Source organism: Pseudomonas sp. W15Feb9B (assembly GCF_000828175.1).
In the GTDB taxonomy this organism is placed as follows: Bacteria; Pseudomonadota; Gammaproteobacteria; order Pseudomonadales; family Pseudomonadaceae; genus Aquipseudomonas; species Aquipseudomonas parakoreensis.
The window spans coordinates 151,629-173,789 of record NZ_JTKF01000041.1; the positions used below are offsets into that span (position 1 = coordinate 151,629).

The 22,161-nt window shown below is 57.7% G+C and carries 10 protein-coding genes; 5 read left to right on the plus strand and 5 right to left on the minus strand.

The annotated features are described in order from the left end of the window. Positions 1 to 29 precede the first annotated feature (29 nt). The 4 genes from OC71_RS21270 to OC71_RS26820 all read left to right on the plus strand — a co-directional run bounded on the left by OC71_RS21270 (position 30) and on the right by OC71_RS26820 (position 11,368). Positions 30 to 4,037 (plus strand): hypothetical protein, encoded by a 4,008-nt coding sequence (locus OC71_RS21270; protein WP_041073102.1) that lies wholly within the window; start codon positions 30 to 32, stop codon positions 4,035 to 4,037. A gap of 70 nt (positions 4,038 to 4,107) precedes the next feature. Further along, entirely contained in the window at positions 4,108 to 5,016 is a 909-nt protein-coding gene (locus OC71_RS21275; protein WP_041073104.1) for a hypothetical protein, read from the plus strand. Positions 5,017 to 5,048: 32 nt separating this feature from the next. After that, positions 5,049 to 6,677 carry a hypothetical protein gene (locus tag OC71_RS21280; RefSeq protein WP_052510609.1) on the plus strand — a complete coding sequence of 543 codons (1,629 nt, stop codon included), beginning with the start codon at positions 5,049 to 5,051 and terminating at the stop codon, positions 6,675 to 6,677. A 170-nt stretch (positions 6,678 to 6,847) separates the two neighbouring features. Then, positions 6,848 to 11,368 carry an Ig-like domain-containing protein gene (locus OC71_RS26820; RefSeq protein WP_052510610.1) on the plus strand — a complete coding sequence of 1,507 codons (4,521 nt, stop codon included), beginning with the start codon at positions 6,848 to 6,850 and terminating at the stop codon, positions 11,366 to 11,368. Positions 11,369 to 11,436: 68 nt separating this feature from the next. On the opposite strand, the gene OC71_RS21290 is transcribed toward OC71_RS26820, so the two are convergent. From OC71_RS21290 to OC71_RS21300, 4 genes are all read right to left on the minus strand, one after another. After that, on the minus strand, positions 11,437 to 13,635 hold the full coding sequence (locus OC71_RS21290) for an autotransporter outer membrane beta-barrel domain-containing protein (RefSeq protein WP_256198934.1): 2,199 nt from the start codon (positions 13,633 to 13,635) through the stop codon (positions 11,437 to 11,439). Positions 13,636 to 13,912: 277 nt separating this feature from the next. Next, positions 13,913 to 15,250: a hypothetical protein gene (locus OC71_RS21295; protein WP_256198935.1), complete on the minus strand. Its 1,338-nt coding sequence runs from the start codon at positions 15,248 to 15,250 to the stop codon at positions 13,913 to 13,915. Next, positions 15,232 to 15,849 carry a hypothetical protein gene (locus OC71_RS28555; RefSeq protein ID WP_256198936.1) on the minus strand — a complete coding sequence of 206 codons (618 nt, stop codon included), beginning with the start codon at positions 15,847 to 15,849 and terminating at the stop codon, positions 15,232 to 15,234. Before OC71_RS28555 ends, OC71_RS21295 begins: the two co-directional genes overlap by 19 nt. Positions 15,850 to 16,013: 164 nt before the next feature. Beyond that, positions 16,014 to 17,939: a hypothetical protein gene (locus tag OC71_RS21300; RefSeq protein WP_086794519.1), complete on the minus strand. Its 1,926-nt coding sequence runs from the start codon at positions 17,937 to 17,939 to the stop codon at positions 16,014 to 16,016. Positions 17,940 to 18,208: 269 nt separating this feature from the next. On the opposite strand from OC71_RS21300, the gene OC71_RS28810 reads away from it, so the two are divergent. Continuing rightward, positions 18,209 to 18,520, plus strand: coding sequence for a DUF6124 family protein (locus OC71_RS28810; protein WP_371260446.1), 312 nt, complete (start codon positions 18,209 to 18,211; stop codon positions 18,518 to 18,520). Here OC71_RS28810 and OC71_RS21305 read toward each other — a convergent pair. Further along, positions 18,474 to 22,161: S-layer family protein (locus tag OC71_RS21305; RefSeq protein WP_041073106.1), on the minus strand; the 3,688-nt coding region annotated here is incomplete at its 5' end. The genes OC71_RS28810 and OC71_RS21305 overlap by 47 nt on opposite strands.

A 22,161-nucleotide genomic window follows, 5' to 3' on the forward strand; every position in this document is an offset into this window, starting at 1 on the left:
TCGCCCATCCCTCGACAGGAGTGTCTGCCATGTTGAAAAAACCTGCGAAAAGAAATCCCGCGTTGGCACTCGCCGAGCTGGAAATCCCCGACAAGCAGCCCGAAAAACTGCCTTCCGGTGAGTGGGGGATCAATTGGGCCGCGGCGATGGGGGTACACCCCGAAAAAGGACTGCTGACTTACATTCTGCCATGGGGCGAGATGGGCATCGGTGACGACGTCGAACTGTTGAAGGATGGTAACGTCGTTGCTCAGACCACCATCAGGGAAGCTGCCGAGGTGAATCAGCGCGTGACACTATTCGTCGCCCCCCGGCACGCCCGGACCGGCTCACATACCCTGAATTACCGAGTTAAACGAATCAATCAAGCGTGGGAACCCCAGAATCCCCCGACCGCAATATACGAAAAACTCGAGATTCCGGGCGGGCAAGATACGTTGCCAGGCCCCGGCCACTCCGGGCTGTATATGTATATCGATCCGGAAATTGTCAATGGCGGCGTGGATAAGGACATCGCTGAAGAAGGTGTGCCGATTATCGTCCGCGCTCAATCCGGTTCCGGTGTGCCTTATCCTGATGTGGCGGTCGGTGACAGGATGAAGGTGACGTGGGGTGGAGTGTTCAAAGAATCCGATCCGGTCACCGCCGAGCAAATCAGTGATCCCGTCAACAATCCGATCGAAATCGTGGTCGACAAAGCCATGATCGAGAAGGCCGGCGATACCGATGATTCAGGCCTTGCTGTGAGCTTCATTGCTTTCGACATCACGGGAAACTTCGCAGAAGACTGGTGCACGGAAACCCGGATCGTAGTCTCGGTGGGCACAAATCTTCTGCTCGCCCCTATTGTCGCGCCGGCCATCAACAACGTGCTTGATCTTGAGAAATTAGGTGACGACAACGTCGTCGTTCAAGTGGTAGCCAGAGCCCCGGACTTCAAGCTTGGCGACAAAATCGAACTGAAGATGCGCGGCACCACGGTAGAGGGCGATCCGATCGAGGCCGTTGCTCCCTTGGTGACCATTGACAACTTGCCACACACCTACGAGTTGGTAATCCAGAACTCGGATGCGCGAAAGCTGGCAAAAACCCAAGCCACTTTCTCTTACCGCCTGATACGCGATGGAAGCGCAGACCCGCTTCGATCCAAAGGCCAATTCGTGCAGATTGTGGGCGAACCGGATCAACTGGCCGCACCAACTTTCGATGATGAGGAAAATGGCGCTATTGACCCCGAACTCACTCAAACCGCTTTTCGGATTCCACACGATCCGATTATTGAAGTAGGCATGGCAATCGAAGTTGAATGGTTCGGCAAGCGCCCAAATGGCACCATCTATAACCCAAGCTTCGACTGGTATTTTCCGGACAAGGACGAAGTAAGCAACGAAAATGGTTTTGTCATTCCTATCGACGGCATGCACATTTCCACCCTCAACGGCGGAACTGTCGACGGGTCCTATACACTGCTGGCGGACGAAGACGGCGAAATCATCAGACGCCGCTCTCGAACTGCGGCCCCCGTCAACGTCGGCGAACCGCAGTTCGAGCTGGTGCAGCCCATCGTTCTGGGAGAGCAGAATGGTGGACTGGAACCCGGCGACCTTCCCGCAGGCGCCAGTAAACTCACTGCGCCAAGACCCACCGGTACGCCAAGCAAGTCTGGCGACATAGTCACCTATACGTGGGATGGCGAGGTCACAGGCAAGAAGGAAGACTCCATCTCTCTCAACGCCCTCTCGGCCAACAAGGATGTGCCCTTCACGCTGAATGCCGCCTTCGTAGCGGCACACATTGAACCCAATCGCGGAAAGAAGATAACTGTCACTTACCGGATCTGGCGCAAGGAAACCGATACCACCAGCTACTCCAATCCGTTGACCTTTGTCGTCGGCAAGGCAGAGCAACCACTGCTGGATCCAGCGGAAGTGGTGCAAGCCCCCGGTGGAATCCTCGACCCCGCCGATGCCCCGGACGGTGCAACCGTCAAAATTGCCGCCAACCGGCCAGAAAACGCCGGCGATCATTTTTACATGACGTGGGCCACAACGGACGGCGAGACCGTGCACACGGATGACAGATCCATCAGCTCAAACAACCAGGGCAAACCCGTCGAGTTCACGGTTGAGCAATCCATCCTGCTCGCCTGCCTGAACAAAGATGTGGTGATCAGTTATTACGTAGCATTGTTGGAGGGTGGCCAGGCCCCCGGTGCGGATTATCCGCTGAGAGTCGAGGCAACGGAGTTCAAGCTGCCAGACGCCACGTTCAGGGAGGCAACCGGTCTTCAAAAAGACCAGTTGAACCCCGACGATGTTTATCCAGACGGCGCAACGGTGGTGATACCGGCAACCGCCCTTCTGAAGACAGACGACGAAATCACGGTAACGGTCGAGGGTCAAACCACTACCACGTATCCGTATACCGTGACGTCCGCGCAAGCCGACAAAGAGCTGGCCGTGATCAAGGTCCCGCATAGCGTGATCAACGCCAACGACGGGCGAAGCATCGCCTTGAGCTACGAAATCAAACGCAAGGCCGGCGGAACCGATGGTCCTTCCAACCCGACGGTCTACGATGTGCGCAAGGTGATCGGCAGCGGTAAGTTGCGGGTCATCGGGGCGCGTTACAACAAGGGGATATATCGGGAGAGTAGCTCCAGCTGGCTCATATCCGCCTTCAACGCAGACACGCTGCATCGCGTAGAGGCAGAGTGGAAATATGCTGACGACAGCACCTGGACGAAAGCGCAGTTCTGGGTTGATACCGACCCGTATGCCCCCTTGCAAGTTCGCACCAGCGACGACCAGGTCACCCTGAACAGAGTCAATATATTTGGCACCGGCGGCCCTGGCACTCCCGCCAATGACGGGGCATTCGTGGCGCTGCGGGACAGGAACAATCTGGCAGCCTGGGGTAACCCATTGAATGGCCAGAAAATCCCGCCAACCTTTCAGACGTTCACCGACATTGCCAGGGCGGCTTGTTCAGGCAGTTCTTACGCGGTGATTCGCACCAACAACTTCACCGTGGCATGGCCCGGGACTGCAGGTCAGGGTGGAGAAATGGGCACGGTGGACCCTACGAACTTCAAACTGCTTGCGGGCAACAGCGTTGCAATTGCGGGCATCAAAACCGATGGAACAGTCCATGCCTGGGGCACCGCTGACAAAGGCGGAACCCCGTCCGCCGAAATCCTGGCCTTGAGAGATGCAGTCGAACTGACGCCCGCCGGAAATGCTCTCGCCGTCCTCAGAACGACCGGCCAGGTGATGGCCTGGGGAGGTGGAACGGGGTTCGGCGGTGTTGTTCCTCCAGAGATCGCCAGCCTGACCGATATTAAACACGTGATCGGCAATGGCTTCGCGTTCGCTGCACTTCGGAACAACGGCAGTGTGGTCGCCTGGGGTGATCCCGTGAAAGGCGGCGCCGTATCCGACGATGTCGCCGGCCTGACCAACATCAAGGCGCTTGCCTGTGCAAATGCTCAAGCCTTTATCGTCATGCTCATGAGCGGACAAATCGCAGGCTGGGGGCCCGCAACGTATGGCGGGGAACTGCCCGCCGATATCCGCTCCCTGACGGATGTCATCTCAGTGGTCTCCAGTTCGAATGCGTTTGCAGCGCTTCGACACAGCGGTCACGTCGTTGGATGGCCCGCGGCCAATTCGGGTGGGCTGATACCTGACCCGATTGCCGGCAGGGACGATCTTGTTCAATTGGCCGCCACCGCTGGAGCATTCGCCGCAGTGTGCAAAGATGGAACCGTCGTGGCCTGGGGAGACCCGTCGCTCGGCGGAGATACCACGCCCGTAGCCGACAAACTGCTCAACGTCACCGCGATCTACGCCAACCGTCATGCTTTTACGGCGCTCACTTCCGACGGCGAAGTAGTGACCTGGGGCAATGCTCTCGCCGGCGGCGACAGCAGCGCCGCTCAAGACCGGCTCAAAGGCCAGGTGTCGTACTACGCCAATGCGGCCACCCGCGGCCTGGCCCTCAAGGCCAGTCGTTTGGCCAGGCTCAACACCCCCTGACATTCTCAACGATGCCTTGCTGTGCGGCGCTCACCCGAGCGCCGCCTATCTGTTCTGAGGAGAGGGAGATATGAGCCAGACCAAGAACAACCTGCGGGCGCCCTCTGTAGACGAAGCGCCCCTCGGTATTCTGGATCCGCAAACGCTTCCTCCCGGGGGAGCGACCGTCAGGATAAAACCCTGGACGCCCATGACGTTCCGCGATCACGTTTACTTGTTCGTCGGCGATACCTACACCGATGACCTGCCGATCAGCGCCGGCGCAGTCGACAAGGATGTCGTGTTCAAGGTCGACGCGTCGGAATTTGTTGCCGACGAAAATGACATCGTACCGATTCGCTACGAAGTGCAGCTGTATCAGAGCACCCGCGAACCTTCGGACACCCTGAATCTGAAATTGCAGACGGGTTTCGACGCTGCCGCCACACTGGATCTGAGCACTGAACACTACGTCGTCTGCGTCGACAAGCCCCCGCTTGCGCCTCCGCCGGCAGCGCGCATGACCCGTGTAGCCACGTGGGGTCAGGCGCCTTACACCTACGACAGCAGCAATCCGTTGATCGCCAGTGCCGATGCAGAATCGGGCGAGATCACCGCCCTCAGCAACGGCGCCTGCACGATTCGCGCGACCGACAGCCAGAGCCAGAGCCGCGAGTACCCACTCACCGTCAAGGGTATTCAGGAAGTGCACTTCCTGAGTGCCGGTGCGGATTGGGAGGGCATGACCAGAATTTGTACCGCTGCAAAACTGCAACCGATCACCCTCGCCCAGACGAAACGCCTATGGACGCTTTATTTCCCCGACAGCGGCCCCGTCGCGGATTTCCTCGAGTGGCTGAACTACCCGGTATGGACCGCCGACATCCTTGGCGCCAATACCGCCTGGACTTACGACCTCAACGGTTCATCGGTCAATGACAACGCCACCAGCCAGGACATGGCCTCGTTCTGGCAGGTTTTGGGTATCTCCCAGACTTGAGCGACTGCGACCAAAGACTTGTGGAGATCACCATGCGCAGCACATCGCAAATCAGATGTCTGTTGCTCGGATTGGCGCTGTTCGGCAGTGTCAGCCAAGCCGCAACCGGTCCGGAAACCGCTCACCTGCTCAACCAGCGCTACCAGAGTACCCTCAGCCAGTGTCCAGGAGACAACCCGGCGTATTTTTGCAGCGGTGTATTGCTGCGTGGCAGCCAGGGAGCTGAAGAGTTCTGGAAGCACAATGCAGACACCACTCAACTCGGCGCAGAGGGCATGAACTATCTGCGCGCCGACCTCGACACCCGCACACTGGCGCAAGCATACGGTGCGGTATTCAATGATCAGTTCAGCGCGATCGGCCTGGGCAAATCGCTGGATGTCCTGTGCGTCTATCCGTTCGAATTTCCGATACCCGCCACCAGACCGGAAATGGGCTGCGGCTGGGCCGCCGCCGCAGTGCAACGAGCGCCGGACATCAGTTCCTGCACGGCGCTGGGCGTGACTGACGCACAAGGCTGGCTCGTGCACTTCGCACAGCAATCCAATGAGGCTGTCGCGCAATGCTCACTCAGCAGCCAGAACCCCGCACAGTTCAAGGCCAGCCTGCTTGCACACCAAGGGCTCGACACCACGTGGTCTGCACGGCCGATGCGGGTGCAGGTGCGTAACTGGGACGAACTGGACCCTGCGAAGTTGGCACTGCAAGCATTGTTTTATGACGTGACGCAGACCGGCTCACTGCTCGGAGCACAGAAAGATCAACGCGATTATTTCAAGGCTACCGGTGAGTGGTTGCCGATCCTGCGCATGGATCTCGGCCAACCTGCGGACAGGGTGTTCGGTTTCAACCTTCAGGACCAGTTGTACATCGGCTACGATGTGGTTGCGCGTTTGAATGCGCGATCAGTGGACACGCGAACAACCTGTCTGGGCAATAGCGCTGCATTCCACTGCAGTGGTGTACTGGTGCGCTCGACCAATGTCTCCACCGCCTATCACTCCTGGGATCCCAGTGACAGCTCCATAAACGGCAATGGGGTTTCGTTCACCTACATCGCGGACGGTACACGGATTACCCGCACTTACAAGCCACAGGGGTTCATTGTCCGGGAGTCCTTTGCCCCCTCCGGCAAACCATTGACCGTTCGCTGTCTGTACCCGTTTGACGCCGGCACCTCCGGCTCGGCCGATATCTGTCGAACCCACGGCGGCCAGTGCGAGGAGCTGGGTATCACCACCCGGGAGCTGTGGATTGCACGTTACGCCACCAGCCCCACCCGCACGTGCGCGTTCAACACCCAAGCGCAAAACTTTCAGCTGGCGACCACGGTACGGCCCGACGCCACTGATCCTTTGGGCTGGAACGAATTGATCATGGCGGCGTGGACCGAAGACGATCCGCAACACCTGCCACTCGAGGCGTTCGCCGTTTTCACCCCCTCTCACCAAGCTGGAGACGGGCTGGTAGGGGCTCGATACATTCAACGCGATTATTTCCAGGTCACGGGGCGCTTCCTTCCGGTCGTGCGTGTGCTGTTAACGGCAGCACCTGGTTCGACGTTCACTTATGACGTCGAGGATCAGGCTCTGGGAGATTCGAGCACGCAGGCTTTGTCGACAGCAATCCCGTTCCAGCCAAGGGCGATGCGGGACGACTAGGGTGATAGCCCCGGGATCCAGAACGGCTACGCACGCAGACCATGATCCTGAAACCGTTGGTCGAAAGATCCTTCGCACCTGTCAGATCTGACAGTACCCCTCTCCCCGCCCCTCAGGTTCAATAAAAAACCGTCTGCGATCCCATTGCGTGCTCGTTCAGGAGTTTCGTCATGCTCAACCACAGTCCGCTTCTGTTTCCCCATCTCGACCAGCCCGTCACCCTGGCGCTTCGGCCAATGCAGATCAGCGGCGCAGTCACGCCAGTCGAGGAGGCCGATGGCGGGATCAATATTGCAGTGGTCGAGGAAAGCGCCAGCGGTGTGCTGTGCGTAATCGTGGCGTACCTCGACATGCTTGAGGGTGATGAAAATGTCGTTTACTGGGACGACGCTCCGGTGCTTACCCGAAAGGTTGAAGCGGGGGAAAAAGACACGCACCTGTTCTTTTACCTGGACAAAGTGCTGTTCACTCCCGGTCTGCATGAGTGTTTTTATGAGTTGACCCGGTTCGGCGAAACCGCGCCGGACGATCCCTCTGTGGTGTCGCTGTTTTTCGTCAAGCTGACCAGCCCCGGTGGCCGAGACAGGGAACCTCATCTGCCCGACGGGCACTCCGAACTGCACATCGCGCAATTGCCACAGGAAATCATCGATCAGGGATTGATCGACGCAGAGTGGGCAAAAAAAGGCGTTCCCCTCACGGTTCCTGCTTATCCGGAAATCAGGGTGCGAGACACGATTCTGATGCGCTGGGGCAGCCATACCCTCGCGCCGCACCTCGTCACACTCACGCAGGCGGAAGGCAAGGATCCCATCGTGATCGTCGCCACGCAGGAAGACATTCTGGCCGGTGGCGACAGCGCAGCACTGGAAATCAAGTACGACCCTCACGATGAAGTATGGAACTGGTCTTCCCGGCACTCCAAACGCACGCGGATCGCCGTCGACGCCGGCGCCTGGCGTCTGGCTGCCCCGATTATCAAGGAGTCGGTCAATCAGATCATCACGATCATCAACTTGAACAAGGAGGACGTCACGGTCCAGGTCCACATCCAGGGCTCGGATTTCGCACTGAACGACTCTGTGAAAATGACCTGGATCGGCACCCCCTTCAGCGGAAATCCGTTGATTCACACCGAAACCAGACTGGTGGTGAACATTCCGAGTGTCATGGAATTCAAGGTGCCGTACGCGCAAGTCCGCGCCATCGCCATGGGCCGGGCTGATGCCTCCTACGTGCTGACGAAGGCAGACGGGAGTCCGCCGTTATCCTCCAAACGCGAATTCGCCGACGTGGTGGGTGACGTTTCGATGCCGGACGCACCGACGATTGTCGAGTTACTGGGTGACCTACTCGAGTCGGACAGGCCCTACGCTACGGTACTGATCAAGTACCTGAGCATTGCCAATGGCGATCTGGTCGCCATTCACTGGATAGGAAAAAAGTCCAACGATCAGCCCTATGTCCATGAATTCACGCACACCGTCAGTGCCAACGAGGCGAAGGAAGGCTTTTTCACTGCTTACGTCGACGCAGAGCACATCGGCGTGCTCGACAACGGCAGTCTCGATCTTTGGTACACCGTGTCCAATGACAAGTCGGAGCTCTTCGGCGTCAGTGATTCAGAGCATCTGTTGGTCAAGGTGCAAGCCGTCACCGCGACACTGCCCAGGCCCGAGGTGGAGGAAGCCGACAAAAACCCCGATGTGCTCGACCCTTCCAAAGTCTTCGATGTCGTCCACATACTCATCGAAAATCCGCCGACGCAAAAAGACGACATCGTGACCTGGTACTGGCAAGCGACCCACCCGTTCGGCAGCACCAGCGACTGGGTGCCCATCACCTCGCTGAGCGCCGGTAAAGCGCTGCGTTTTCGAGTGCCCGCGAACTTCGTGACGATCAGCATCGGGCAGTACGTCAAGGTGCGTTACTCGCTAAAGCACGCGTCCACAGGTTTATACAGTCACTCCGCCGTACTCAATCTGCTGATCGGGTCGCTTGTAGGTGAATTGCCACCGCCGCAAGTCAAACAGGCACCGAACGCCGTACTCAAAGCAATGGATGGGTTGAACGGTGTGGACGTCAACGTCAGCTACGACAGTATGGATCCCGCCCTCGATATCATCCCCCTGCACTGGATCGGAACGCCAGGCGCCGGTACATCAACAGATATTGAGTTTCCCGGGCACAGCAGTGGCAGCGTGGACGTTCATCTTCCCCCAACGCTCATTGGCCCCAACATCAACAAAACCGTGGACGTGAAGTACTTGGTGCGCCGCTATGGCCACGAGACTGAATCAGAGTCGCTGGGCCTGAGAGTCACGGGATTCGACGACCCCGAGAAGGATCTGCCTCGCCCTGACGTATCTGAGTCAGACAGCAACCGGGTCCTGGATCTGATGACGTTCAACGGGAACGCCACAACGCTCGTTGCCAAGTGGCATTACATTGCCCTCAAACAACGCCTCTGGCTCAAAGTGGAAGGCAAGACAACGGCGGGCGGCGACTACGTCATCCGGATGCTCGATGGCGACGAGATCACTCCGGCGCAGGTCGGCAGCGGGCTGAATGAAATCCTGCTCAGAAGCGAATTGATGAAACTGGGGCATTCCTCACCGGCAAACGTGATTTGCAAAGTCTCGTTTGATGGCAGTGCTCAAGAAGCCGATGCGATTGAGTTTCCGAGGTTGCCGCTGACGATCAGAACCCGATATGACTGGGTGACGCCTGTCATCACCAGCGTGACAGATGCCCGTGGCGACGTACCCGAAGGGGGGAAAACCCGTTACAAGCAGGTCACTGTCAAAGGCACTGCAACTCGCGATGAAACGGTTGAGCTTTTTGATGCAGTTTCGACATCCCTGGGCACCGCGTCCGTAGATGAAAAAGGCGAATGGACCCGCATCATCAGCGGTTTGACCGAGAAACCCTACAGCATTACCGCCAAGGCGTTGTACGGCGCCGATCCGGTCACCAGCAATCCCAGAACCTTCGAGGTCAAGTTCGCTGAAACCCCGGAGATCAACAAAGTGACCGACTCCAGAGGCCTGGTCGCCCCCAACGCCATCACCTACGACAACAGTGTCGCGATCGAAGGCAGCGCTACACCCAACGAGCGGATTCAGCTTCAACAAAGCGGGACACCAATCATCGACCTCCCTGTCGACCCAAGCGGAGTCTGGCGACGTACACTTTCCGGATTGACGGTAAAAAGTTACGTACTCAATGCCAAGGCGCTTTATGACATTCAACCAGAGCTGAGCCCCCCCTATCCTTTTCGCGTCGGGCAAGCCGTCACACCGACCATTTCTCGTGTGGTCGATGTGAAAGGCGACGTCGAAGCGGGCGGGACGACCTACTACAAGAGTGTCACGTTGCACGGCAAAGCCAGTCCCAATGAAAAGATCACGCTTAGCGATGGAAACACTGCGATAGACACGGTAGACGTCAAACCCAGCGGCGACTGGGAATATTCCTACGGCAATCTGACGTTAAAAACTTACAGTCTGACAGCCAAAGCCGAGTACGGCAGCGAACCTGTCTCTGCACCACCGAGGGTATTCACCGTTGCCGCGTTCATTTCCCCGAGCATCACCTCGGTGACCGACAGCAGAGGGCCGTTAAGGCAGAACGAAACCACCTATGACTCAACGGTTGCTCTGCTGGGACAGGCGACACCCAAAGAACAGATTCAGGTTTACAACAAAGGTACAGCTATCGGCCCGCCCGTCACTGTCGGTGTCGATCGGCAATGGCGCTCGACTGTCACAGGGTTGGGAGTGACGTCACACAGCCTGTCGGCAAAGGCGCTCTACCCCGTTGATCCGGTCGAAAGTCAGCCGTTCAACTTCAATGTGGCCGCCCACACCCCAGTGACGATCACGTCTGTGCACGATGGCATCAGCGAGCTGCTGAACGGTGCGGAAACCAAAAGCACCTCCGTCACACTGCGAGGTAATGTCACCCCTGATTTCGAGGTGCAAATCCACGACAACAACTCGCCCAAACACACAGTGCGTGCCATAGGCAGTACCTGGACCACAACACTGGGTGTTGGGCTGGGCCCGCACTCGATCACGGCGAAGGCCGTGAGCACCGGGCAGTTCTCGGGGGCGCGCACGTTCAGGGTTATCTCACCGATTCCGCCACTGACCATCAACCCGGCACCCATGAGTCTGAATGCCTGGCACTTCAGGGATGGCAACACACCAACCAACCCTCCTTCCGGCGCCTTTGGCGACAGATCGGCAAGTGGCGGCGTGCCTCCCTACAGATATGCTTCCAGCAACCCCAACGTTGCGGAAGTCAACATCAGCAGCGGGCGCGTCATTTCCAAGGGCAACGGTTCGGCAACCATCACGGTTACGGACGGTGCCAATCAAACCGCCAGTTACACCGTCACCACTTCAAACGTGGACCATCTGTTTGGCACAGGCATCTTCGGTACCCACACCTCATGTGCAAACGCGGCGGCCGGTATGGGAGGAAGAATTCCTTCTCTGGCCGAATGGCGAGCCTATATCAATAACTACGCCGGCCAACGCACGATCGAAGGCTGGTGCTGGGCGTCTGACTCGGGCGGCTTCGCCAAACGGATGGTGATCTACCCGGCCACAGGCCAGACTGAGACCCGACCCGATTTCGGTGGCGCCGGCGGCTCCGCCGGTGGCGTAGGCATTCGACGCGCATAAAGGCCAGGCACAAAAAAGCCGCTACTCCCTGAAGGAGTAGCGGCTTTCCTATATTCGGGGGCCGTGACTTACCAGCTATACCGCACCCCTACATTCCCCCCCCAAGGCTGCTCGATATGCTCGCCATTGGCGTAATCCAGATCGACATGCACCTGCCATTTGTCCGACATGGCCACCGCCACACCAGCGCCGAACTCCGCCCGTGAACCCGACAGGTCATTGTTGAACACGTTATTGTTGACCTGCACTTCGTTGTTTTTGGCAAATTCGTGAGCTATCGCTGCACGTACATAAGGTTGCGCAACGGCACCATTGCCAATGTCGAAGTTGCGCCCGGCCGTGGCGCCTGCCTTGCCCAGGAAAGAGCGGGTACGATCACCCTCGGCCTGCATGTCGTTGTCCAGGCTGAAGCGTTTGCCCTGGATCTGCGCTGCCGAAAACTGAACGAAGGGTTCAATGAAGTAATCGTTGCTCAACTTGATGTGACGACCGCCTTCAACCGACGCGCTGACACCCCAGTTATCGTAATCGCCCTTGGCACGCGTGCCGTCGCTCAAACCGACCTTGGCCTCGTTCCGGAAACGGTTGAATTTCAGCACACCGTCAACGTAGTAACCGGTGTCGCGGTCCATCCACGTCACATACGGCCCGAAGTAATAACTCTTGACCGTGCCCGAGGTGCCATGTTCAAGACTCAGATCGGACTCACTAAAGCCCACCATCACGCCCCCCAGTACATCGCTGTCATTGAGTCGGGCGTCGGCCCCGAGGGAAAGCCCTTGCTGGTTCTGCTTGTACGCCACACCGGAACTTTCGGACACGTTGTACTGGTTGCCATAGGTGCGTACCCAGGCGCCCGACTGGCCACCGTTGAACCGCAACTCACCCATGCGGCTGCGCAATGAGCTGGCTTCGCCGTACAACAGGGTAATCGGAGAATTGAACAAGGCCAGTACCGCACTGGCGCCGGGGCTGATCACCTGGGTGGTCGGGTCGAGGAACCATTCCGTACCGCCCGTTCCACCTTGTCGTTGGGCCAGGTCATAGGACCAGGTACCGAGATCCACTCGCCCGCCCGTCAAAGCAAATTGCGCATCACCAGCGGCGGTGCGCACCAGAGTCAGTTGCTGCGGGTTCACTGCATCCAGACCGGACGCCGCCACCAGCAACCCGAACGACCCGGTCGCCACACCTGTGACATTGAGCAAGTCATGCTGGCCCGTGGCGAAGTTGCCCTTCATCGCGAAGGTGCTGGAACCGTCCGGCGAACCGGCGAGCGTACCGACGTTCAACTGGTAGAAGGTATTCGGTACATCCTGCGCACCAAAGCGAACCGTCCCACCACTCATGGCGAGAGTTCCTACGGTGTCGTTGCCCGTCAGGGTCCAGATCGAACCGCTGTTGACGGTTACGCCATCGACCTTGTCGAGACGGCCAGTGAACTGCGAACTGTTCTGCAGGGTGACGTTGGCGGTCGAACCGTTTTCGACCAGCACATCGCCGGTCATCCGGCCTTGATCGAAGGTCAGGTTGCCGGTGCTGTTGCCGGCGATGTTGATGTTGCCTTGCAAGTTGCTGTTGGCGACGGTCATGGTGGCGGTGGAGGCGCCCTGGACGTCGAGCAGGTTGTTGTTGCCGGCGAGCAGGCTGGCGCCGTTCGACAGGTTGATGGTGGCATCGGTACCGCGATCAACCAGAACTGCTGAGCCATTGATCCCTTGTACAGTGGCGTTATCCAGCGAGAGCGAACGGGCGCCGACATTGTCCGTGTCGTTGACAATGCGCACGCCTGTCGCCTGACCGCTGATGACAGACCCGGCGGAGGCGTTGAGCGCACCGCCAAGAAGATTCGCACCAATGCCATTGCTGCCAGTACCGGTCACTTGCGTATTGACCAGCGACAACGTGCTCAGCCCCGTGACTTGCGCACCGAAAACATCACCACGGATCTGACTGTTGGAAACATCCACGGTGGAGCCGCCAGCGGCAATTGAAGAGCGGTTGACAGCCAGACCGATGTCGTCGCTGGTCACAGTGGCCTGGTTGATGGTGCCCCGGCTGCTGGTGACCAGAATACCTTCGACGCCAGGATTGCTGGCGACCGTGGCGCCATTGATGTTCAGCGTCGAGCCGGACTGAACGGTGATCGATTGGGTGGTGGCGCCATTGACGTTCAACACACCTCTGTTGCGCACCAGATAATCGATCGGTGCAGTCGTTGCGTCGATATCCAGTGAAGTGTTGTTGACGATAACAGCTGCCTGCACACCACTACCGAAAAAAGAGAATGCAGGTATGAATATAAACGCACCCAACGTGCTTTTTACAACGGGTCCATTAAACCAGACACTCAACGCCTTCATGACTTGTCCACCTCCAAAACCATTACAAAAAAATGCAAGAAGCATCTGCATGAAAAATCGAGCGCGAACAGTAGTCGGATCCCCCACAAAAAACTGTAGGAAAAGTCCGAAAGCCAAAGAGGAAATAACCCGAGCACTACCGCAAAAAAACGGGAGGTATTGAACCTCCCGTCTTCCTCACTTAAATCGGGCAAGGATTACCACTGCCTGATTCCATATGCACCCTGACAAAATCGCTGGACTCCACCGGTCTTCCATCAATATCAGCCACATAACTGATCTTCCCCCACGCACTGCCTGTTGCAAGCAGTTCCTGATAACGGATTTTCAAAATGAACCCAGCATCCACCTCCTGATCGGTAGGTGTATAAGTGAAAGCGTATTTTGTATTCGGCTTTTCCGTAGCGCCCGCCTCATCGGTATAACCTTGATAAACGCAAGACAGGGTCTGACCCTTCAATTGATTCTCCCCACCTGCAACCAGCGCGTGAGCACACTTGACAAGGACAGCATCTGTTCGTAACGAATTACAGTTGAGCAGAGGAGGATCAAAATCATCGTCCATATATTGAAAGGTTACTGCTGGCGCTACGCTTGGACGAATGAACACCTCAACCTCCCGAGGCAATGAAAACTCTTCGTTATCGTTAACAGCTGGATTGGTCAACTTGTAACTTACCGGTAGTTTTGCATCATTCCCTCCAAAGTCGACAACCGACCATTCAATAGTCCACTCCAGCTCACCGGTCTCCGTTCCATCCAACTCGATAACACCACCGTCCGCTTGGGAAACTTCTACGCCCTTCCAGATAAGTGTCGCAATGTCCCCATCTTTCACATCATCAAAAACTGCCACCTTCACTGATACCGTCTGGTCTATGTCGTCTTCAGACAGAACGTTTGGAAGATTGCCTCCTTGCCCTTGAACTGTCACCGGAGCGAGATCCGGGTTAGGGTTCTCTCCCCCCTCTCCTGGACCGGGCCTGCGAAGATCGACATCAATATCTTTTGTGAGAGGCCCTGTTAATGGATGTCGAGCATTCCCGCGCTTTATCTGATAGCTGGTAGTAATCTTCTTGGGGCCAAGGTTGTCGTTGAACAGTGCAGCGTAAGGAATATCCAGATAGTAAGGAAAACCTGTAATTTGAACAGCCTTTAATGTGGTGCCATCAACGGTAACTTCCAACTCATCCATGCCATCGATGAAGTTGGTGTACTGAGTTGTTATACCGATCCCCAATGGCGTCCGGGCATCCGCCAGATCTACCAGTTTAATGGGAGTATCGTCATCAAACAGCGGGATATCAGGTGGGAGCAATCCCGCAGGAGGATCTGTCAGCGATATGTTGACCTTCTTGAATGGAGAAGGTGCACTCGGGTTACCCTTGCGGTCTTCCAGCGTATACCAAAGTTCTTTTTCGCCTTCCTCCTTTCCAATGTGGTCGCTGGTCAGATCGAAAGTTACCGGTGTAGTTGTATCTGGACGCTCAAACTCTCCAATCAAGACAGCACTTGGCAAACTGACTCCGAAGTAACAGCGAACGGTATCCTTGATTTTTTTGTAGGGTATTCAGGAATACCCACCACCACAACACCACCATTGTTATCTAGATAGGTTTTAGTAATACCAAACTGCTCCACTTCGGGCGGAAGTGTCACCAAACCATTTGGAGTAGGAGCCTGGGTATCAATATTGATTATCAGAGATTCTACCGGATCAGTATTGCCACCATGATTTAATACATAACCCAGTTCATGCGAGCCTGGATCGACCGTCAAACCCTCAGGGAGCACCAGATCAAATTCAGTTATTGCCGAATCAATCGGCGTGGTGTAGTTAAATCGAGTTCCTGTAGGAGTAGCATCCCAGGTCAACCGTAAAAAACCCGGTACTGAATTGGGATCATCTGCCTTGGGAAAACGAGGAATCACAACCTTGAGTGCAGCGCCCCGAAGACTGCTGTGCAATTGATTTGGCAAGTCATCGGCTTCGTCGCCAAGTAGAGGATTATCCGCATGCAACTTGGGTGGTTCCAGATCAGCGACAGCCATGCTTTGGCGAACCCTGAGATAGCGTGCACGATTCTCTGCGGGACTTAACGGTTTAAAAATGGTCATTGTCATTATCCTTTCCAAATTTAAATAGCTGGCCAAGGGTGCTATAAGCCTGCACCAGCACTCATTGAAAACTGACAACTTTCAGGGAACTGCAAAAGCCTCAACAGCAGTCAGCACAACTTATGTCAGCGTCCGGCAACTCAAACGATCCGGCGCCACAGATATTACTTCGAACAAAGATCCACATCCGGCCCGCAAACTGCGCCGCTGGGCATTGTTCTATTGATAATTACAAAATCGAATTTCGATACTCCACGACCGCCATTACTTTTTCTCAAAAAGTACTGACAGAGCGCCGACCCGTTATTCACCATGGGCTCAATCAACCGTTGATAGTCCGTCACCAGCACGTCAAAGCCATTGCGTGCCTGATCAAGAGTCAGCTTCGTTTCGAACGAGTCCGCGACGCCCGAAATAGGAGAGGTACCGTTGGGGCCCTGACACCCTTGCCAACGCAGCTCGACAATATCGTTCTCATCGAACGCGTCATTACCCTCGATATGAACTTTCACATGCACCCACAACCGTGGGTTGGCGCAGCAATCGAGGAGCCCTTCCCGCCCGCCATCCGGGAAGGTTGGTTCGGGCATATTCCTGATGATGACGATTGCCACGTCCACCCGAGTAGTCCGGGCCAGTTGCTGGTTCACACCGTTATCGGTGAGGTAATGCACAGGCAGCGCCGGATTTTCCTTGTCCTGGTCGATAAACTCCCAAGGGATGCTGAAGGGAATTTTTTTCCCGGCTGTATCACCGGGCCTAACCTCATACTCCGCGACGGGTGCGCTGATGGCTCCCCAGAACACAAAGACCTTTTCCCCTGGCAAAGGGTTGTCATGCAGCGCCAGGTACCCATCGGCGTTTAATTCATAGTCGTCGGGAAGCAGCTTGTTCAGCTGTTTTGAAACGGCTCCGTAAATCTCGACCTTCGCCAGCCTGGTGTTCAACAGCGCAGGTGCATCGGGGTGGTCTTGACCCGCGACCGTAAAGTTGAAGGGCACGGTTGTTTCCGGTGACGGCGGCGTCGGCGTCCCGCCCCGACTGACGCGATAGTCGATACGCGCGTCCATGGGACCGAGCCCGTCGGCCGTCAATGTTGACCAGGGCACGGCCGCGATCTGTACCGGCTTCGAAGGATCGACATCGAGCGGTGCCAGATCATGACCATTCCACCGAATCAAAAGCTTGTCGGAGGCATCCGGGTTGTCATAGTTATCGATTTCGACCGTAACAGCCTGCTGATTCGAAGCCCCTTCGCGGGCATGCTCGCGGTCGATCAATCCCCTGGCCGATAACGGGACACGTGGCGGGTTGAGTTTGCCGGGCCCGGGTTTCAAATCGACGAACACCGGCAACGTAGTAGAGCGCGGTCCGATGTTGCCGGCCCAGTCCCGCAACTTGTAATAAAAGTAACGTGGGCCGTGTCCCTTGGCCCGAATGTCCGCTTCATAAATCGTGATGATCAGTTGCTTCTGATCGATGTCCTGCTGGCTGAATGCTTGCTCACGTATTTCCTGTTCGGAGTCCGGCGGATTTTCTTTTTCGGTCAGGAAATAGATCGCACGATCCCGTGCCCTGGCATCCGGATAGAACGGGACTTGAAACCGGACCTCGCCAAAACGAATGAGATAGTCATCGGTGATATCGCCCGGAACGTTCAGCATGATCAGGGCTGTCGGTTGCTGATTATCATTCGGAGGGACCCGATCAACCGTCACTCGTTTACGAAAAGAATACTCCTTGTTCCCGCCGTAGTTCAGCTCGTAGGACAAGTCATAAGTGCCAGGATCCAGCTTGTCCTGCGGGACTTTCAAGACCTTCTCCCCCGGTTCATCAAATGTCTCGCGGTAGACCTCAGTGAACGGGCCGCCCTCAAACACCCAACTGATGATAATGATGTAGGGGATCGGAGCATCGAAGTAAGCCGGCTTCCAATTGGGGACAATCACTTTCACATCATCGTTCAGAGCATTGCGCGGCAGCAGCCCATCGGGGCTCTCGTTGCCATTTTCATCCTTGAGAATGATGGGAACTCTGGGTTTCTCCAGGACGGGATCCTCAGGATCGGCCAGCTTTTGAGTCATCGGCATTGCAGACGCCCTCTCACGATATCGACCCACGCTCCCAAAACATCTGCCCGTTATCGGCAGGTTGAGGATTCGTTGCTCTGAAGTGATTTAACGGCGTTGTATATTCGCTGGCTACTGTCAGAAATTACAGGTTTTGCTACCGTTCGTCGGAGATTTGGATCGCTGTCACCTTGCAGAACGGCATGAACAGAGCGGTTCAACAAACCGGATCGGAGCCTGAATCAGGCTGCGCATCCTAGCGCCAGTGCCCGGTACCTCATCGCCCCGGTATCGACAGCGAAGAACTGCTGGTCGATGGGTGCGAGACACTGAACTCGGCCAAGGTCATGGCCAATGACTTTCCCGGGCCGATGGACGGATTGCAACGGCATGTGTTGTCGAGGATTGCGCATCTGATCATGCTGGGTGGGCCGGCGGTGAATCGGGTGCCGGATAATCTGCAGTTGAAGGCTGAGGCGCCACTCTCGCCTGAGCAAAGAAAAACCCGCCGTTCCAATCAGCCGGAGCGGCGGGTTTTGTCGTTTCAGGCCTTGATCAAACCGTGTCAACCTTCAACGAATGATCATTCAACATGCCGCTGATGATCGTCGCCGTGTCGTGCCCACCGGCTACCACTCCACCCGCCCCTGGCGTTACACCGTAATGACTGGCGAGGTTGACGCCGGCGAGGTCGATGGTCTGGTTCGGCGTGGCGCCGGCCAGGGCGCTGACGTCGATGCTGGTGAGCACCGAGGCGCCGCTGCCGGTGACGGTGAAGTGCAGGTAGTCGTCGAGCGACGCGGTGGTGCCGTTTTCACCTTGCAGCAGTTGCGACAGGTCGAGCTTGTCGGTGCCGGGGGTGAAGTCGGTGATGGTGTCGTGGCCAGTGTTGCCCTTGAGGTACTGGAAGGTGTCCGCTCCCGCTCCACCGGTCAGGGTGTTGTTGCCCATGCCGCCGATCAGCAGGTCATCGCCACCACCACCGTTGAGGATGTCGTTGCCCAGCCCGCCGTTGATCACGTTGTTATTGTTGTCGCCGGTCAGGGTGTCGTTGAAGTTCGAGCCGACCAGGTTTTCGATGTTGCTGATCGTGTCAGTGCCGGCGCCGATGGTGTTTTGCGCACCGAGCAGGCCGAGGTTGACCGTAACCCCGGCGGTGGCATGGGCATAGCTGACCGTGTCGATGCCGGTACCGCCGTCGAGAATGTCGTTGCCCGGACCGCTGTAGAGCAAGTCGTTGCCCGCACCGCCGTGCATCTCGTTGTTGCCGGAACCGGCGGTCAGTACGTCGTTGCCGTCGCCACCATTGAGGAGGTTGTTGCCGCTGCCTGCTACCAGAATGTCATCCCCGGCAGTACCGGTGAGGGTGTGGCCATCCTGATAGGTGATGCTGACATTGGCGGTGTCGCTGCCGCCATGGTTATCGTTGGCGGTGTAGGTGCCGTTGAAGTCCGGCGTCACGTCGTGGGCGCCGGCGTAATTGACCGTCATGGTCAGTTGGTAGTTTTCCGCTGCCGTCGGATTGCTGCCGCTGGTATTGCTGATGTTGGTCACGTGGATCTGGTAGGTACTGTCGGCGCTGGCGGTGATGGTGCCGCCGTCGGCGATGCTGACGAACGCGCCGCCGTTGACCGAGTACTCCATGGTGACGTGGCCGGCCGCCAGGTTGTGATCCAGGTTGAGGGTTTCGCCCTGCTTCAGTTTGACGGTGATCAAGTCCTCATCGTTGGCATTGGCGTTGGTCACCGCACCGAGGTAACCGCTGACCACCAGCACCGCGGTCATCGCGGCGGTGTTCGCCGCGAACGCGTTACGCACGTCGGCCAGGTTCTGGTTGGCCGCCGTGTTGCTGGTGCCGTTGAACGTGATCGCGCCGGTACCGGTGAAGTCCGCGCCCTTGGCCACCCACCCGGTGTTGAAGGTGGTTGGTGAGGCGTTGAGCGTGTCGCCATCCGGGTCGGTGTCGTTGGCCAGCAACAGTTCGCCCGGCACCGTGACGCTGCTCGACAGCACGTTGGTGATGACGTGGTCGTCCACCGCCACTGGTGGCGAGTTGGGGATCACTTTCACGGTCAGCGTCGAGCTGGCGAGGTCGCCGTCATTGTCGCTGAGGGTGAAACCGATGTTCTCGGTGATCACCGTGGTCGTGGTTTTCTGCGAGGTGTAGCTGTAGTCGCCGGTGTCGAGGTTGATTACCAGGGTGCCGCTGTTGTTGGTGGCGATGCTGATCGTGTTGTTCACGGTGTTGAACGTGCCGTGGTTGGTGCCGCCGCTGGCGGTCAACGAGCCCTGGCCGCTGTTGGCGCGCGGGTCATAGGTGTAGGTGGTGCCGTCGACCACGATGGATTTGATGAAGCCACCATCGGCGCCGAAGGTACCGCCCTCGCCCAGTAGCGAACCGGTGACTGGCGCACCTTCCACAGTGCCCGACAGCACCGAGTTGAGCTGATTGAGGTCAGTGACCACCACTGCGTTGGTGTTGGTGTGGCTGATGCCGTCATAGGCCAGCGGGTCGAGGTTGGCGTTGCTCACACCACTGCCCAGGCCGATGGCGTAGTTCTTGATGCTGTTGGCATCGAGGAAGTTCTTCAGCGCGGTCTCGTCGGCGGTGCCGATTTCCTGGCCGGTGGTCGGTTTGCCGTCGGAGAAGAAGTAACCGACGTTCTGCGCCCCGGTGAGTTTGCCCGAGGTATTGAAGGCGGTTTGCATCATCGCCACCGCCGCATCGTAGTTGGTGCCGCCGCCCGCCGTGAGGCCGGCGAGAATCGATTTGGCGGTCGCTACGTCAACCCACACCGAGGTCCTGTCGGTGGCGCTGCTGCTGAAGGTGACGAGTTGCACCTTGACGTCGCCGAGGTCGTCATATTTGTCGAGCAAGGCACTGATCGCCTGTTTCGCCAGATCCAGCCGCGACAGGCCCGGCACGCCGGACGGGTCGACCATACTGCCGGAGATGTCGAGGACGATCAGCAGGTTGGAATCGATTTCCACCGCCGCCACCGAACGATCCGACGCCACGGCTTTGGGCACGTCGTCGACGATGTTGACCACAATCGTGCTGGTGGTGCTGTTGCCCAGCGCATCGGTGGCTTTGTAGGTAAAACTTTCGCTCAGGGTATTGGCGCCGTCGTTGGCGTTCGGCGTGGTTTTCGGTGCCGAGGTCAGGGTGTAAGTGTAGGTGCCGTCGGCGTTGAGCTGGATCTGTCCGTAGGTGCCGGTGGCGCTGCCGACCAAGGTATAGGTGATCGCCCCGCTGCCGCCGGTGACCGCACCGACCAGCGTACCGGTGGCGGTTTCGCCGGTGTTGCTCGGGTCGCTGCCGGTGACCGTGCCGGGCGCCAGGTCCTGGCCGTCCTTGGTCAGGTCGAGGGCTTTTTCGTAGACCGTCACGTCCTGATCGACCGAGGCCACCAGTTTGCTGTCAGCGACGTTAATGGTGAGGGTGGTGGTGCTTTCGTCGCCGTCACCGTCGCGGATGGTGTAGGTGAACGTGTCGGTGGCACCCGGTGGGCTTACCGAGTTCGGATTGCTGTGGTAGATGGCGTTGCCCGCCGCGTCCAGAGTCAGGTAGCCGTAAGTGCCGTTGATGTTGCTGTTGAGGCCGCCGATCGCCGAGCTTGAGGTGTCGCCGCCGGCGCGCACGCCGACCACAGCACCACCTGCCGCTGCGCCGTCCGCACCAGTGACGTCATTGCCCAACACGCTGACATTCACCGTACCGCCCTCCACCACCGAGCCGGTGTCGGCCTTGGCGGTCGGCAGGTCATCGATGATGTTGACGTTGATCTGGCCGCTGGCGGTGCTGCCGTCGCCGTCGGTGGCGACCACGTTGAAATTCTCGGTGAGGCTGTTGGCGCCGTTAGCGGTCGGGTGAGCCTCATTGTCCACCAAGGTGTAGCTGTAACTCACCACGCCCGTGGCCGGGTTGTAACCGGTAATGGTCAGCGTGCTGCCCAATGGCGTGACCGCCGATTGCGGGAAGCCTGCGGCCACGCCATTGCTGACCACGGCGATACCACCGACGGTGAGGGTTTGCAGGCCGTCGAGCGCAGTCACGGTGAACGTGCCGCTCTGGGTCAATGCTGATGGATTCGGGCTGCTGCCGTCGCTGAGGTTTTTCTCGTAGACCGTGAGTTCGCCGCCGTTGACGTCGAGACCGTTGAGGACCACCGGATCGTCATTATTGTGAATCTGCAGCACCAGATTCGCAGTGCTGGTGTCACCGTCCGAGTCGGTGATGGTG

Excerpts from the sequence above, each read along its gene's own strand:
- OC71_RS21270 (WP_041073102.1), top strand. The coding sequence starts at position 30 with ATGTTGAAAAAACCTGCGAAAAGAAATCCCGCGTTGGCACTCGCCGAG.
- OC71_RS21275 (WP_041073104.1), top strand. The coding sequence starts at position 4,108 with ATGAGCCAGACCAAGAACAACCTGCGGGCGCCCTCTGTAGACGAAGCG.
- OC71_RS21280 (WP_052510609.1), top strand. The coding sequence starts at position 5,049 with ATGCGCAGCACATCGCAAATCAGATGTCTGTTGCTCGGATTGGCGCTG.
- OC71_RS26820 (WP_052510610.1), top strand. The coding sequence starts at position 6,848 with ATGCTCAACCACAGTCCGCTTCTGTTTCCCCATCTCGACCAGCCCGTC.
- OC71_RS28555 (WP_256198936.1), bottom strand. The coding sequence starts at position 15,849 with ATGACCATTTTTAAACCGTTAAGTCCCGCAGAGAATCGTGCACGCTAT.
- OC71_RS21300 (WP_086794519.1), bottom strand. The coding sequence starts at position 17,939 with ATGCCGATGACTCAAAAGCTGGCCGATCCTGAGGATCCCGTCCTGGAG.